Below are 14,426 nucleotides of genomic sequence, written 5' to 3'. Positions count from 1 at the left end.
TATACCCGATCTTCGTCCGAAAGCGCGGTTGGCGGTTTCTTCCGGCATGGTTGGCGATCTCCGACTGGCGCGGCACGCGCAGTCGGAGATCGCCGAAATTCCGGAAACCCTTGGCAATCCATAGACCGTCAAGATGCCCCCTAAACGGCGTCAATTTCGTTCGTAGCCGTTGCTTCCTTCGGCTCCGGCGGTGCGGTGGGCCTCGTCGAACAAGGCGATGTCCCATTCGGGCAGGCCGGCACCGATGAGCTTGTCGATGGACTGGTAGGTAGCGAACAGGACGCGGCGCTTGCCCGCGTATGCGACCAGCCACCCGGCGACCTCGGCCGGGTTGGTGGAGTGGGCCAGGGTCAGGTCGTTCTCGCCCAGATCCACCGCGTCGGAGGTCCGGGTGATCTTCGTCCGGGTGCCCGAGCACAGGGCAAACGCCTCGAAGTCAAGGTCTGCGTTGGCGGTCCAGGCTTCGTAGGTCTGCTGCACCAGTGCCAGCGACGGGAACAGCAGCAGGATGGCTGCATCGTCGGCTGGCACGATGGTCTCGACGGCCCGCTGACCGGTGAGCGTCTTGCCAGTGCCGCACGCCATGATCAACTGTCCGCGGGTCTCGCCGCCGGCGAAGTGGGCGACTGCATTCTCGACGGCTTCAGCCTGGTACGGGCGCAGACGGGTGGTGAGGCGGGTGACAGACAAGGGTTCCTCCGAAATAGGGGTGGTTTCGCGTACAGAAACCCATGTGTGCGGAGGTCGCTGTAAGACTCACCGGCGCCCAGGTCCCCTGCCCATCCAGCCGGATATGTTGATGTCGAGCCATTCCTGCCGGACTTCAGGAAGGGCACCTCTACGGCAGGCGGCACGCTGGTTCCCGAGCCAGTTGCCTAGCAGTGCCTCTTCGGAGGATCTAGCGCCTCAGTGGCGGGAGCGTTGAACAGCAGGTTGCACATATCGGTGTGTGTGCGGCCCATTTCAAAAAACGCAGGACCACACACACATGAAGTGCGTCACAATTCTGCTCCAGTGCCCCGTTACCTTCTTCGTAGGCCCTGAATAGGCAAGAATCAGGGTTGCTGGCCTGTCGGCCCCGGCATGATGTCTGCCCCCAATGCTCCGCGACATGACCCTCTATGAAACACCCCCGCTCAAGGCAGCCTGACCCCTTGACGAAGAACTGTGAGGCTTTGTCATAGCTGGTCTGGGACTGGCTGGCAGGATGGGTACGGCCGTTCCACGCCTTGGTTGTGACTCTATGAAAGAACTGACCACTTGGTGTCTTTCCTATGACTTGTCCAACCTCGGGTGGCCCGGCCGGACCTGTCCAGCCCACCTCGGTAGCTTGATCAGAAGATTGTCCGCGACTTGAGGCGCGTGACCCGTCACAGTGCTGTTCCGAAGTGACTCGCCCCGGACTGGTACCGGCCGACAGCGGCCTGACTCTGTCCATCACTGCGGAAAGGTGCCATGACCCCTATGCCCATCGTCGCCCATGCCCACCCATTCGTCGTCGGCGTCGATACCCACGCGCGCAACCACGTCTATGCCATCCTCGCCGCAACGACCGGCGAGCTGATCGACACCCGGGACTTCCCAACCACCAGCGCCGGCATCAACAGGGCCATCGCCTGGGTAGCCCGCCGAACCAACGCAGACGCCGACACCCTGTGGATGATCGAGGGCGCTTCCTCCTACGGGGCCATCCTTGCCGGCACCGTCACCGCCGCAAGCTACCCGGTGGCCGAAGCCCCGAGGATGGATGCGAAGAAGCGACACGGCATCGGTAAATCTGACACCCTTGATGCCCACAACATCGCCGCAGCCGCACTGCCCCTGCCACTGGAGAAACTGCGCCGACCGCGGCTCAACGACGGGGTCCGCCAGGCCCTGCGGATCCTAGTCACCGCGCGGGACGCCATGAGCACCGAGCGCACCCGCTCGGTCAACTCGCTCACCGCACTGCTGCGCACACACAAGCTGGGATTGGACGCCCGCAAGGCCCTCTCAGGAACGCAGATCACTGAAGTATCGCGGTGGCGCGCACGCGAAGAGGAACTCTCCCTCAGCATCGCCCGCGCGGAGGCAACGCGGATTGCCAAACCCATCCTCGAACTCGATGACCAGCTCAAAGCCAACGACAAGCAACCGACAGAGCTGGTGCAGATCAGCGAAGCAGCGCCCCTGCTGGAGGAAAAGGGCTTCGGTCCCGTCACTGCAGCGACTTGCCTCACCGCCCGGTCCCATCACGGACGCATCCGCGATGAGGCAGCCTACGCGTCTCTGGCAGGGGTCAATCCCATCCCCGCTTCCTCAGGCAACACCGTCCGGCACCGCCTGAACCGAGGCGGAGATAGAAACCTGAACAGTGCCCTCCACCTGGTCGCTCTCACGAAGATGACCCACGACGAACAGACCCGCAAATACGTGGAGAAACGGCGAGCAGAAGGCCGCACCGACCGGGAAATCCGACGATGCATCAAGCGCTACCTGGCCCGCCGCGTTTACCGCACGCTTAACGCCGCCATCCCATGCCCGAACAGCGTTTGACAGACATAGAAGAGTCATAGGGACACCCCCCAATTGAGGGCGTTGACCTCTCTCCCGGACGGGTGCAGACTCTTGTGACACGTGCGTCCGAGGAGAAACCATGACGACCAACAACCCGTTCCTGCAGTCCATTGATGACTTCCGCGACCAGCTCCTGCAGATAGCCAGCAGCCAGCACGTAGTCGAACTGATGGACTCTTTGCCTCCGGATCATGACGAGCGACTTGAGGCAGTCCGGAGAGTCCGCGATGAGGACATCAAAGAGGGCGTTCAGGGGCTTGACGGGAGCCTGCGCGTCTCCCCCAGATGGTTCGAGCTCGAATCGCCGGCGGATGATCCGGGGATGACCACCTACACCTATATCGATGGATATGCACCCGGCCCACGTCCTCGCCAGCCAATACCGAAACCGCCCAAAGACGACGACAAGGCTGCGATCTGTGTCTCCCTCGGTGCAGGTCTATGCGCGTCCATCGGGGGTTAGGCCATGACGGACGTTTCGGGAACAGAGCGGCGGGCCCTGACAGCTGACATCACCAGACGGCTGCTGGACGAACTGGACCGAGTTCGCCTGGATCCATCTTTCGCGGGTCTTCTGGATGAGCTCTGGAGCCTGCAGCCGGGCGACGAGAGACAGCAGTTTGTCCGTGATGTTTTGTGCCGGGAGGAGGCGCTGGCTGAACGCAACGTAACGCTGCCAGAGGACGTGACACTCCAGAGAACCTATTTCGAGGACGGTAGGCCGACGCTTTTTGCCCTCGTGGCGGCTTTCCCTCCGGGCTACCCCTTTTCGAAGGCGACCATCACCTTCGACGACACGGAGTCAGTAAAGCCGCGGGATTGAGCCGGAGCTACCTCAGGCCCCTATCGTGCCAGGCTCTCGGCGTGACCTCAGTCCAGAGGTAGCCGTTGCCGGCGGCCAGTCCGGCTTCCATCACGCTGACGATGCGGACCTGGTGTTCCTTGCCGGCCAGCTTCACCGTCAGGCCGCTCTCCATGAGCCCGTTTTGGTGGAGTGCATCTTGGACCATGTTTCCCAGGTCGGGGGCGCTGCCAGCGGTCTCCGAGTCGACGAACAGGACGACGGCGCAACGGGTTCGCTCGGTGCTCATGCAGTTCTCCCCCGCCATCCGGGCAAATCGCGTCCAGCCAGTCCAAGCGGTCCTGGCGCAACGTGCCTTTCTTGGCGAAACTGCGGCAGGTACTTAGCCAGTATCCGAGCCTCTTTTCCGTTCTGTCTGCGGCATTTGTCTTAGGCATCCAGCCGTGTTGCTTCACGAAGGCATACGTTCCCTCAGAAACAGCAGACCATGCTAATTCTGCGGTTGGGATGGCCCAGTCTGGAACGTGTTCATTCAGCCAGTTAATTCCGGCGCTCCCGGTTCCGTTCGGCAAGCCACGTGCCCAGCTGCCCCTCCTGTGGATCTGTTGCCGGGTATCGAGGGAGGCGTCCGTGCCCTGCACTGCAATCACGGACCGCCGTACCGAATTCCAGCCATTCAGCGTCGGGGTCGACACCTTGGTATACCCATTGCGCTTGCCGCTTTTCCTGTGCACTGGAAGCGTTCTTCTGTGGAAGGCGGCCCTTGTCGTTCACGAATTCGAGGAGAGTCCGGGCCTTCGCATCGAGTAGGCCCGTCACCGTTCCGTCGGCATAGAAGCCGGTGTGACGTCCTTCATGTGTGCAGGGCTGCTGCAACCCGAGGGGCGCCGCACACAGACCAATATGTGCAACCGCCTATACAACTCCACAGCCGCCCACGCCCTCACAGACCCTGACCTTGAGGGCACTGTAAAACTGGTCTACATGGACCCGCCGTACAACAGCGGCAAACGGTTCAACCAGTATTCAGACTCCGCCCCGGTCAAGGAATGGCTGGCCATGCTGGAGGAAACCCTCACCGCGGCGAAAGCCACCATGCGCGAGGACGCCAGCGTCTCGGTCCACCTGGACGACAAGTACATCCACCGGGTCCGCTGCCTGATGGACGAAATCTTCGGCGAAGCCAAACTACATCTCCACCGTCATCTGGGAGAAGAAAAACCGCGCCTCGTTCCTGAACACTAAGCTCTCCGGCGTCACCGACCAGATCCTGGTCTACGCCGACGCAGCTCGCCCCGTTCGTCTCCTCCTCCACCGCCGTCGGCAAGCGTGTCCCGGTCCACCACAAGGGCAACCCGGACACCGTGCTCGAGTTCACGGCCGGCTGCATGAGCTTCAACATCCCGGACCAGACGGTCCCGGCCGGCGAGATGAACACCCCGTCAATCGATTCAGCCCTGCTGTCCAGTCCAGTTGGAAGTCTTCCAACTGGTGAGGTCGGAGGCTAGTTGGCGGTTAGCGCCAGATGCGAATCACCGTGTTTCCGCGGTTTCGGTGGACTACTGACCATGTCGGCTGACTGACCTACTTGGCGAAACTGATAGGCAATGCGAAGTATCACCCTGTTCATGGCTGAAAGGTACACATCTTCGTGGCCACATCAGCCGAAAGTTTGGCCTGAACCGAAACTGAGCAATGCCTAGATGCGGCGAACCAGCTCAGGTCATCCATCGCCGGGTTGAACGGCACGGCCAGGCTCTACACCGGCGCCACATGCTCGTTACTACTGCCCAGTGCGGAGAACGATGTCGCCTGAAATCTGCCCAGCTCAGGAGCCGCCCAGCTTCCCGAGGTACTCGGCAAGGGCATCGAGGATCGGCACCTGCCCCTTCGCCAGTTTGCTGCGCGCCTCGGACTCTAGGAACCATCTGGCATCGTCGATTTCGGGATACTCCCGCACAACACCGGAACCCTTCGGCCATTCCAGCGGGAACGTGTTGCTGGTGATGTGCTCTGGCTGGAAATCCGATTCGGCGGCAAAGGCGGTGATGACCTTCCCCGAAGGCTGGCGGAAAGCGCCCAGCTCAAGGTAGTCCGCCTGAGGCGCCGGCGTCCCGATTTCTTCGGCGAACTCCCGCAGCGCGGCCACCAGAGGGTCCTCCGCGTCGAGGTATATTCCCTTTGGAATTGTCCAGGCGCGGGTGTCCATGCCGGTCCAGTGAGGGCCACCATTATGGGCGATCCAGACCTCCAAGTGCCCTTCCAGGCTCCGCCGGTACAGCAGGATGCCTGCGCTGCGAACTGTCATACGCCCTCCACATCCCTAGGCTATAGAGATTGCCGGTTCTTGTCCTGCGGTGGCGAAAGGGCCCTCGACCGGATCGGGGATCCGCTCTACGACGATTTGGTGGTGGTAGAAGATCAAGTAGCCGGCGTCGATGGCTTCGTTCAGCTCGTACGCGAAGGTCGGCACGTCGTTTTCGATGCCGAAAAGGGTGTACGTGTTGTGGTCGAGGTTCATCATCGTCGGGTAGGTGGCTACGTGGATGCGGCTGGTATCGATCTCGGCGTCGCGGCCCAAAACCACCGGGGAGGACCCGGCTTAAGGTTCTGCCGTCTTGAGAGAACGTCTCTTTCGAGAGCTGACGGTCTGTCGTTGTGTGCTTGATTTGCAGGCGGTAGCGGGTCTTATCCGCGTATGTGATGTTGACATCGTCAAACCGATCTGTATCGAACCCCTTGGTGTCGACGGTGACGGTCTCGGCGGCGCCTAGGATGAGGTCGACCAGGGCGACTGCTGTGATTAGGTCCTGGTAGAAGTAGCCGTGGTGGGTGGGACCGAGACTCATCGCGTTGTATCCGCCCCTCTACTTCCGCTCGTTGGTCCGCTCATTCGGAACACCTTTTTGCGCGCAATGATCGCACGGGCCTAGTGGGCGGGAGATCGGCGCTGATCGAGTATACGCGTGAGATGCTTCCCCCCGGCCGAATCTGTCCCTGGAGGGCCATCGGCCGAAATTGACTAAAATGCCTTTTACCCTTCATTGTTCAACGAGTGGCGACTTCAGCCCAGGATGCATTCGTAAGCCACTGCACAAGGCCGGCGGCATCAGTCAGGGTCGCGCTCAGCCCAGCCGTCAGGAACCGAGATGGATCTTTTGCAAAAACGCGCCCGTTCAGCGCGGGGACTTCTACTGCGCGAGTCAGGACTAGCCCGTGTCGCGCACGCGACATCATTACGGATAGAACTCGCGCCTCCTCTAGAAGTGCTTCCTCACTCTTTGCCTCGAAGAAGGGGACATTTCCTTCTTCGAGGCCGATGACGACAACCCAATCGAACTGCTGCCCCTTGCCGGCGTGGCCTGAGAGCAGGTGCACCCCCGCCTTGGTCAACAGCGTCGAGTTGTCACCGACTCGGATGCGCTTCGAGATCTCGGCCGGTGTCAGCCGCTGAGTGAGCAACTCGAGCACCCAACCTAAAGCATCAGCAAGCGCCATGCGATCCGCTGGATCTTGAATCTGGTGAAATTCGGCAAACTCCCGTAGGAACTCAATCGAGTCATCGGCCGCGAGCACACCTGGCACGTCCACGCTGGCTAGAACTGCCTTTACTCGACGCGCCGTGGAGGTATCGAGGACGCCATCGTCCCACCGGTGGCTCTCAAGGCTAGGTTCGCCGGCGAAGGCCTCGTCCAAGAATCGGCGGCGAGAACCAATGCGAGTGATGACGCCGATCCGCTGAGTCGGCGCGTACGAGAGAATCGCTTTCGCGAGTTGCACAACCCATGCTGCCTCAGTCTCCGCGGTCGGGTGCCCCACCGTGGCTGCCACGCCACCGAAAGGCCAGGTTTGGGGCGCCGCACACGTCAGGATAGTGCCCTTGGTAAGCGGCACTAACGCGTTCACCGCAGCGAGCACGGACGGGGACGAACGATGCGACTCAGTCAGTTCGACGATCTCGCCTACTTCATTGGCAATGCGGGAATATATCTCTTCGGGCTTGGCGCCAGAAAAACCGTAAATCCCTTGGGCGAGATCACCGGCGTAGGTGGTGCGGCCAGCGCCAATTCTGTTGATTATTCTCAGCTGCTGGGGCGTAAGGTCCTGAAACTCGTCAACAAATACGGCGGCGAAGTGAGAGCGATAAAGATCGGCTACTTCATTTTGCGCCAGAATCAGTTCAGCAGCACGAGGAAGATCATCGTAAGTGAGCTGTTTATTACGCACCCGGAGCTTCTCAATTTCGAGAGCGTCGGGATTTCCGTTCGCCTCCACCAGTCGGAGTATCTCGGCGTCATTCACAGGTTCCTGCTTGATGCTCTGGAGCACTTTGGCTACAGCAGCGCTCTGCCCGAAGTTGAGTCCGGAGCGCTGGCATTGTTCCTTCACCCAGTCGTTCTCGGGCAGGGTCCACTCGGGGTCGAGGCCGATGGCAGCAGCGTGTGAACGGTACAGCCGGGCGGAAAGACCGTGAAAGTTAATGACCGTCACCTTGTCACGCAGCTCTGCGGCCGTCAAGTAGCTGCGGAGGCGCTCTCGAATGTTGTCTTTGGCCCTGTTGGAGAAGGTTGCGACCAGAATACGACGGGCACCAGAGGCCACGCCGCGGCGCAGCATCCCTTGTACGCGCAGAGCGAGTGCTTCGCTCTTGCCGCACCCTGCCGGCGCGACGACAAGCATACCCATCTGGTGGCTGTCGCGAATTTGGAGCTGGGCGTTTGAGGGTTCAACCTTCACAGCAAGGCCTCGACCTGACTCAGCATGCCGTCGATGCTGACAATCGCCCGCGCGGAGGCCTCGTCGAGCAGCGAAACTGCCACCAGTGCGGCATTGACTTTGAACCTGCGGCAGAAGCCCGCCAAGTCAGCATTAGTGAACGTTCCACTTGGGCCGGTGGGCACGAGTGCGCGCAGTTGGTTCGGTTTGAACAGGGTCGAAGCAACGAGCGCCGACTCGAGCTTCGCGGCTCCGATCGCGGTGACGTACTCGTCTTCGAGATCCGCGCGCGAAACCCACACGAAGTTGCTGTTAAGGTCTGGAGGCTGCACACCGAGCTTCATCGCTGTCGCGGCTTCGGCATCAGCGTCAACGAGCATGGAGAGCGGCACGTTGAAGCCTCGAGAGCCGAACAGGGTGTGGATGGCTCCCATGTCTCCCGCGCCGTTCGTTTCGATGAGTGATACGCCGAGCCGGTCGAGCGTCCGGTTGGTGAGCTCGGCAGCCCGCTCAACGATAATTCGATCTGCGATACCCTCAACAGCGATAACGCGGCGGGCGGTCAGCGGCTCGAGCCGGTCACGGACCCACCAGCGGACCGTAAGCCTTTCGTCGCTAGTGAGGAAGCCTCTCTGGGGCTGGACCACGTTGCCCCCTGGCTTTACGACGACGATTGAGTCCGGGTCGAACGCGCTAACAATGTCCGGTGAGTGCGTGGCAATTATCTTCTGGTTATTGCTGGATTTGAGCAGCCGCGCGAGGCTCCGTTGGCTAGTCGGGTGCAGGTGGATCTCAGGCTCATCGATACCGACCACGTTGGCGCCCGAACTCGTCATATCGTAAAGCGCAATGGCGTACAGTGCCCGCATGCCATCAGACTGTGCAGTGAGATCTCGGAGCTCGCCGCCCTTCTGGATTTGGAGACGGACGTCATTCAGGAGATCTTGTTCCGCAGACGAGCCGGGCACAAAAGCCAGGTCATCGGTGCCGATAGTTAATGGCAAGGCCTTGGTCAGTTGTGCCGCCAGATCTGTCCGGACTCCTTTCATGACGGTCGATTCTGACAGGACAGTTGCGAATTGCTCCACTGCATCGTCGAAGTCAGCCTTCTCAGTGCCAAGCTCGACTGCGTCGAGTAGGTCTCGGAGAGCAGAGCGGCGGTCCTCACGGAGTTCGCGCACCTGACTAGTCGCGCTGAGGAAGCGCCATCCGATGGCTGAGAGTTGTGGTCTCGACAGCTGACGTCGTGTGCCGGCGCCGACAGCGATTCGCTCAACACTCAGAGTCTCATCGGCATCGACTGTGGCGCTAAGACGAAGAGTCAGAGTTAGGCGACCGGTAGCAGCATCGACATTAATTTCGTCCGGAAATGCCGCCTGTTCGTCGTCCGAGAAGTCGGCGAGCTCGACCTGGACGACGAACTCACTTGCAGCGTCCCGGAAATCCTCGGCCTTGATCTGTGCGTAGAGCTGGGCCGTGGACGCGCCGAGAATGAGCTGAAGGCACCGAAGCATGGAGCTCTTCCCGACGTCGTTCGCTCCGACGAGTACGAGGTGGTCACGAACCTCGATCTCCACATCAACGATGCGACTGTGATTCTGAATTTGGAGGCGAGTGAGCTTCATCGGTTCCTGTTTCCATTAGAGCGAATCGAGTTCTTCGTAGGCGTTGGGAGCTGTCGGTTCAGTCTTTGTTCTTGACAGGAAGTCAAAGGCATTTCGCTGAGACCATTCCTGAAGCCGCTGGGCGGACCACATTCGCGTCTCAGCTTGCCAGAACCTTGCCACTGAATTCCCCCTATTGAGTGGCTGGCTGTTTAAAACCGCTGCGAGCCCCCACGTTGGTCACTCTGCTAGACAGTCAGCAGTTTGGGGCCAGCTACTGAGAAACGTGGCCGTGTGTTGCCCTGATTTGGCCAAGCGGCAAGGGACATGGCCATCCAGATTGGAAAATTGGCCATGTCCCGTGGAATCTAACATGCAGGACCCGCTTTAGCGGCAGCTACTTGGAAGACTTCCAACTAGACGATGCATTTCTTCCAAATAGGGTGCCGTTCTTCCAATTAGGTCGACATCTCACACGTAGTTAGAAGTCCCAGTCCTCGTCTTCGGTGTTGACGGCCTTGCCGATCACGTAGGAGGAGCCGGAGCCGGAGAAGAAGTCGTGGTTCTCGTCGGCGTTGGGGCTCAGGGCGGAGAGGATGGCCGGGTTCACGTCCGTGACGGTGGAGGGGAACATGGCCTCGTAGCCCAGGTTCATCAGCGCCTTGTTGGCGTTGTAATTCAGGAACTTCTTGACGTCCTCGGCCAAGCCCACGGAGTCGTAAAGGTCGTGGGTGTACTGCACCTCGTTCTCGTACAGCTCGTAGAGCAGTTCGAAAGTGTAGTCCTTCAGCTCCTGCTTGCGCGCTTCGGTCTCCCCTTCGACGCCCTTCTGGAACTTGTAGCCGATGTAGTAACCGTGGACGGCCTCGTCGCGGATGATGAGCCGAATCAGGTCCGCCGTGTTCGTCAGTTTGGCCCGTGAGGACCAGTACATCGGCAGGTAGAAGCCGGAGTAGAACAGGAAGGACTCCAGCAGCGTGGAGGCGACCTTCCGCTTAAGCGGGTCATCGCCGTGGTAGTAACCCTCGATAATCCGGGCCTTCTTCTGCAGGCTTTCGTTCTCGGTGGACCACCGGAACGCCTCGTCAATCTCCTTGGTGGAGCACAAGGTGGAGAAGATCGAGGAGTAGCTCTTGGCGTGCACGGATTCCATGAACGCGATGTTCGTGTACACGGCTTCCTCGTGCGGGGTCAGCGCATCCGGGATCAGGCTGACTGCGCCGACGGTTCCCTGAAGTGTGTCCAGCAGGGTCAAACCGGTGAAGACGCGCATGGTAAGCAGCTTTTCGTCTTCGGTCAACGTTGCCCAGGACTGCACATCGTTGGACAGCGGGACCTTCTCGGGCAGCCAGAAGTTGTTGCAGAGCCGGTTCCAGACCTCAACGTCCTTCTCGTCCTCAATCCGGTTCCAGTTGATCGCTTCCACGTGGTGCAGAAGCTTGACTTTCTCGGCTGACATCGCGTCCCCTTCTTCCCAAAGTCTGTGTTGTTCCATGATGCCCGAAGGCCGGCCGTGGTGCGGCCGGCGGTCGCCCGCGGGTGGGCCGGATTGCCGGCGTACCGTCGGTGCCCGTACGACGGCGGGCGGGCACCCGCCGTCGTACTTTTCAGTTGTCTGGGGCTGCTACAGCATGCAGCTGACGCAACCCTCTACTTCGGTTCCTTCGAGCGCGAGCTGGCGGAGGCGGATGTAGTAGATGGTCTTGATGCCCTTGCGCCAAGCGTAGATCTGCGCCTTGTTGATGTCGCGCGTGGTGGCGGTGTCCTTGAAGAACAGCGTCAGCGACAGGCCCTGGTCCACGTGCTGGGTGGCGGCGGCGTAGGTGTCGATGATCTTCTCGTAGCCGATTTCGTACGCGTCCTGGTAGTACTCCAGGTTGTCGTTGGTCAGGTACGGGGCCGGGTAGTACACGCGGCCCAGTTTGCCTTCCTTGCGGATCTCGATCTTGGACGCCACCGGGTGGATCGAGGAGGTGGAGTTGTTGATGTAGGAGATCGAACCGGTCGGCGGAACGGCCTGCAGGTTCTGGTTGTAGATGCCGTGCTCCATGACCGAAGCCTTCAGCCCCCGCCAGTCTTCCTGGCTGGGGATTTCCACATTCGCGAACAGTTCCTTGACCCGCTCGGTCTGCGGCAGCCACTCCTGCTCGGTGTACTTGTCGAAGAACTCGCCCGAGGCGTACTTGGACTTCTCGAAGCCGCCGAACGTCTGGCGGTGTTCAATCGCCAGCTTGTTGGAGGCACGCAGGGCGTGGAACAGCACGGTGTAGAAGTAGATGTTGGTGAAGTCCAGGCCCTCTTCGGAACCGTAATGCACCCGCTCGCGGGCCAGGTAGCCGTGCAGGTTCATCTGGCCCAGGCCGATGGCGTGCGACTGCAGGTTGCCTTCGGCGATCGAGGGCACCGAGTTGATGTAGGACATGTCCGACACGGCGGTGAGCGCCCGGATGGCGGTCTCGATGGAGGTGCCGAAGTCGGGCGAATCCATGGTCTTGGCGATGTTCATCGAGCCGAGGTTGCAGGAGATGTCCTTGCCGATCTCGGCGTAGGTCAGGTCCTCGTTGTACATCGACGGCGACGAAACCTGCAGGATCTCCGAGCACAGGTTGGACATGATGACCTTGCCGTCGATCGGGTTGGCCCGGTTCACCGTGTCCTCGAACATGATGTACGGGTAGCCCGATTCGAACTGGATCTCGGCCAGCGTCTGGAAGAACTCGCGGGAGCTGATCTTGGTCTTCTTGATCCGGCTGTCGTCGACCATCTCGTAGTACTTCTCGGTGACGGAGATGTCCGAGAACGGCACACCGTAGACGCGCTCGACGTCGTACGGGGAGAACAGGTACATGTCCTCGTTCTTCTTGGCCAGCTCGAAGGTGATGTCCGGGACGACCACGCCGAGCGAGAGCGTCTTGATGCGGATCTTCTCGTCCGCGTTCTCGCGCTTGGTGTCCAGGAAACGGTAGATGTCCGGGTGGTGCGCGTGCAGGTACACCGCGCCGGCACCCTGGCGGGCGCCGAGCTGGTTGGCGTAGGAGAAGCTGTCTTCGAGCAGCTTCATGACCGGGATCACGCCGGAGGACTGGTTTTCGATCTGCTTGATCGGCGCGCCGTGCTCGCGGATGTTGGTCAGTGACAACGCCACGCCGCCGCCACGCTTGGACAGCTGCAGGGCGGAGTTGATGCCGCGGGCGATCGACTCCATGTTGTCTTCGATGCGCAGCAGGAAGCAGGAAACCAGCTCGCCGCGCTGGGCCTTGCCCGCGTTGAGGAAGGTCGGGGTGGCCGGCTGGAAGCGGCCGTCGATGATCTCGTCCACCAGTTGGGTGGCCATGGCCTCGTCGCCGCGGGCCAGGTGCAGCGCCACCATGCAGACACGGTCTTCGTAGCGCTCCAGGAAACGCTTGCCGTCAAACGTCTTGAGCGTGTACGACGTGTAGAACTTGAACGCGCCCAGGAAGGTCTCGAAGCGGAACTTCTTCTTGTAGGCCCGGTCGTAGAGGGAGCGGATGAAGTTCATCGTGTACTGGTCAAGCGTTTCGCGCTCGTAGTACTCGTTCTTGATCAGGTAGTCGAGCTTCTCTTCCAGATCGTGGAAGAACACCGTGTTGTTGTTAACGTGCTGCAGGAAGTACTGGTGTGCAGCCTCGCGGTCGGCTTCGAACTGAATCTTGCCGTCCGGGCCGTAGAGGTTAAGCATGGCATTGAGCTCGTGGTAGCCCAGCCCCTTGAATGCGGCCGGCAGCTCTGCCTTGGCGTCGGCTACGGCCGCGTGTGCAACTGTCGTTTCCAAAAGAGTTCCAATCCTTGCTTGACCCGGTCTACGTCCTCGGACGTGCCCATGAGTTCGAATCGATAGAGAAGGGGCACCTGGCACTTTGCTGCGATTTTCTCCGCCGCCAGGCAGTAGGTTGTGCCGAAATTCGTGTTGCCGGCACCGATCACGCCGCGCAACAGCCGCCGGTTCTCCTCGCGGTTGAGGAATTTAATAACCTGCGGCGGAATCGAGTTCCTGCCGGATTCCCCGCCATAGGTGGGCAGCACCAGCACGAACGGCCGGAGCGCTTGCAGCGTCTCCTGTTGGGTGCGCAGCGGGATCCGTGCCGCCGGCAGTCCCAGCTTCTGCATGAAGCGGTCCGTGTAGCCGGAGGCCGAGGAGAAGTAGATCAGGTCCGTATCGGCTGTCCCGCCGACCGCCGGACTTGCCTGCTGCGTCCTGGTGCCCTCGCTCATCAGCAGCTCGGTCATGACGTGTGGTTCTGGTTTCGCTCGGTGCGGGTCAGGCTACGGAAGCGGCGGCCTGGGCCAGTTCCTCGATCTTGTCGGGGCGGAAGCCGGACCAGTGGTCCTGCTCGGTGACGACCACAGGGGCCTGCATGTAACCAAGGGAACGGACACGTTCCAGCGCCTCAGGGTCCTGGGACAGGTCAACGCTCTGGTAAGCGATGCCCTTCTTGTCCAGAGCCCGGTACGTGGCGTTGCATTGCACGCATGCTGGCTTGGTGTAAACCGTTACAGTCATGGTCCTTCTCCCCTAATTTCGGTACGACGTTTCTGCTGTTTTCTTGGCTGCGCGGCCTCCCCTGGAAGGTCCCGGACTTACTGCCCAACAGCTGCTCCAATACTACATCTAGTGGACCCGGCCGATCGGAACCCCAAGATGATGTATTACAAGTATGTCATTCCATTCCCAGCTTCGTCCACAGCCCGTGGGGATATCTTTGGGTGGTTAAACAGTTGATATTCCG

General features: G+C 60.6%; 14 protein-coding genes. 4 read left to right on the top strand and 10 right to left on the bottom strand.

All coding sequences use genetic code 11. The features are described from left to right. Positions 1 to 150 precede the first annotated feature (150 nt). A complete protein-coding gene (locus AC5RWT_RS03535; protein ID WP_494079158.1) occupies positions 151 to 690 on the bottom strand; it encodes a DEAD/DEAH box helicase family protein in 540 nt (179 codons plus the stop codon). 765 nt (positions 691 to 1,455) lie between these two features. Here AC5RWT_RS03535 and AC5RWT_RS03530 point away from each other — a divergent pair. The 3 genes from AC5RWT_RS03530 (at position 1,456) to AC5RWT_RS03520 (ending at position 3,379) form a co-directional block, all read left to right on the top strand. Continuing rightward, positions 1,456 to 2,535 carry an IS110 family RNA-guided transposase gene (locus AC5RWT_RS03530; protein WP_494079157.1) on the top strand — a complete coding sequence of 360 codons (1,080 nt, stop codon included), beginning with the start codon at positions 1,456 to 1,458 and terminating at the stop codon, positions 2,533 to 2,535. A gap of 100 nt (positions 2,536 to 2,635) precedes the next feature. Continuing rightward, on the top strand, positions 2,636 to 3,019 hold the full coding sequence (locus AC5RWT_RS03525; RefSeq protein ID WP_494079156.1) for a hypothetical protein: 384 nt from the start codon (positions 2,636 to 2,638) through the stop codon (positions 3,017 to 3,019). A gap of 3 nt (positions 3,020 to 3,022) precedes the next feature. Further along, positions 3,023 to 3,379, top strand: a complete 357-nt coding sequence (locus tag AC5RWT_RS03520) for a hypothetical protein (RefSeq protein ID WP_494079155.1) — start codon at positions 3,023 to 3,025, stop codon at positions 3,377 to 3,379. Positions 3,380 to 3,386: 7 nt separating this feature from the next. Here AC5RWT_RS03520 and AC5RWT_RS03515 read toward each other — a convergent pair whose 3' ends face one another. Continuing rightward, positions 3,387 to 3,647: a hypothetical protein gene (locus AC5RWT_RS03515; protein WP_494079154.1), complete on the bottom strand. Its 261-nt coding sequence runs from the start codon at positions 3,645 to 3,647 to the stop codon at positions 3,387 to 3,389. Between the two features lie 614 nt (positions 3,648 to 4,261). On the opposite strand from AC5RWT_RS03515, the gene AC5RWT_RS03510 reads away from it, so the two are divergent. Further along, positions 4,262 to 4,603 (top strand): DNA methyltransferase, encoded by a 342-nt coding sequence (locus AC5RWT_RS03510; protein WP_494079153.1) that lies wholly within the window; start codon positions 4,262 to 4,264, stop codon positions 4,601 to 4,603. A 583-nt stretch (positions 4,604 to 5,186) separates the two neighbouring features. On the opposite strand, the gene AC5RWT_RS03505 is transcribed toward AC5RWT_RS03510, so the two are convergent. The 8 genes from AC5RWT_RS03505 to nrdH form a co-directional block, all read right to left on the bottom strand. Further along, positions 5,187 to 5,666, bottom strand: coding sequence for an NUDIX hydrolase (locus tag AC5RWT_RS03505; protein WP_494079152.1), 480 nt, complete (start codon positions 5,664 to 5,666; stop codon positions 5,187 to 5,189). A 15-nt stretch (positions 5,667 to 5,681) separates the two neighbouring features. Next, complete coding sequence (locus tag AC5RWT_RS03500; RefSeq protein ID WP_494079151.1) at positions 5,682 to 5,945, bottom strand: hypothetical protein; 264 nt, start codon at positions 5,943 to 5,945, stop codon at positions 5,682 to 5,684. A 461-nt stretch (positions 5,946 to 6,406) separates the two neighbouring features. Then, positions 6,407 to 8,095 (bottom strand): UvrD-helicase domain-containing protein, encoded by a 1,689-nt coding sequence (locus AC5RWT_RS03495; RefSeq protein WP_494079150.1) that lies wholly within the window; start codon positions 8,093 to 8,095, stop codon positions 6,407 to 6,409. Then, the gene (locus tag AC5RWT_RS03490) at positions 8,092 to 9,699 is read right to left on the bottom strand and encodes an ATP-dependent nuclease (RefSeq protein WP_494079149.1); all 1,608 of its coding nucleotides are present in this window, start codon (positions 9,697 to 9,699) and stop codon (positions 8,092 to 8,094) included. The genes AC5RWT_RS03495 and AC5RWT_RS03490 overlap by 4 nt, the downstream gene beginning before the upstream one ends. A 460-nt stretch (positions 9,700 to 10,159) precedes the next feature. Beyond that, positions 10,160 to 11,137 carry a class 1b ribonucleoside-diphosphate reductase subunit beta gene (gene nrdF / locus AC5RWT_RS03485; protein ID WP_494079148.1) on the bottom strand — a complete coding sequence of 326 codons (978 nt, stop codon included), beginning with the start codon at positions 11,135 to 11,137 and terminating at the stop codon, positions 10,160 to 10,162. A 165-nt stretch (positions 11,138 to 11,302) separates the two neighbouring features. Then, positions 11,303 to 13,423, bottom strand: coding sequence for a class 1b ribonucleoside-diphosphate reductase subunit alpha (nrdE, locus tag AC5RWT_RS03480; RefSeq protein WP_494079217.1), 2,121 nt, complete (start codon positions 13,421 to 13,423; stop codon positions 11,303 to 11,305). A 17-nt stretch (positions 13,424 to 13,440) separates the two neighbouring features. Next, on the bottom strand, positions 13,441 to 13,926 hold the full coding sequence (gene nrdI, locus AC5RWT_RS03475; protein WP_494079147.1) for a class Ib ribonucleoside-diphosphate reductase assembly flavoprotein NrdI: 486 nt from the start codon (positions 13,924 to 13,926) through the stop codon (positions 13,441 to 13,443). Positions 13,927 to 13,957: 31 nt separating this feature from the next. Further along, positions 13,958 to 14,200 (bottom strand): glutaredoxin-like protein NrdH, encoded by a 243-nt coding sequence (nrdH, locus tag AC5RWT_RS03470; RefSeq protein WP_127513743.1) that lies wholly within the window; start codon positions 14,198 to 14,200, stop codon positions 13,958 to 13,960. Positions 14,201 to 14,426 lie beyond the last annotated feature (226 nt).

Source organism: Arthrobacter sp. Dra40, assembly GCF_059091905.1.
The sequence above is the reverse complement of the archived record's forward strand: the minus strand, read 5'-3'. Positions and strand labels throughout refer to the sequence as shown.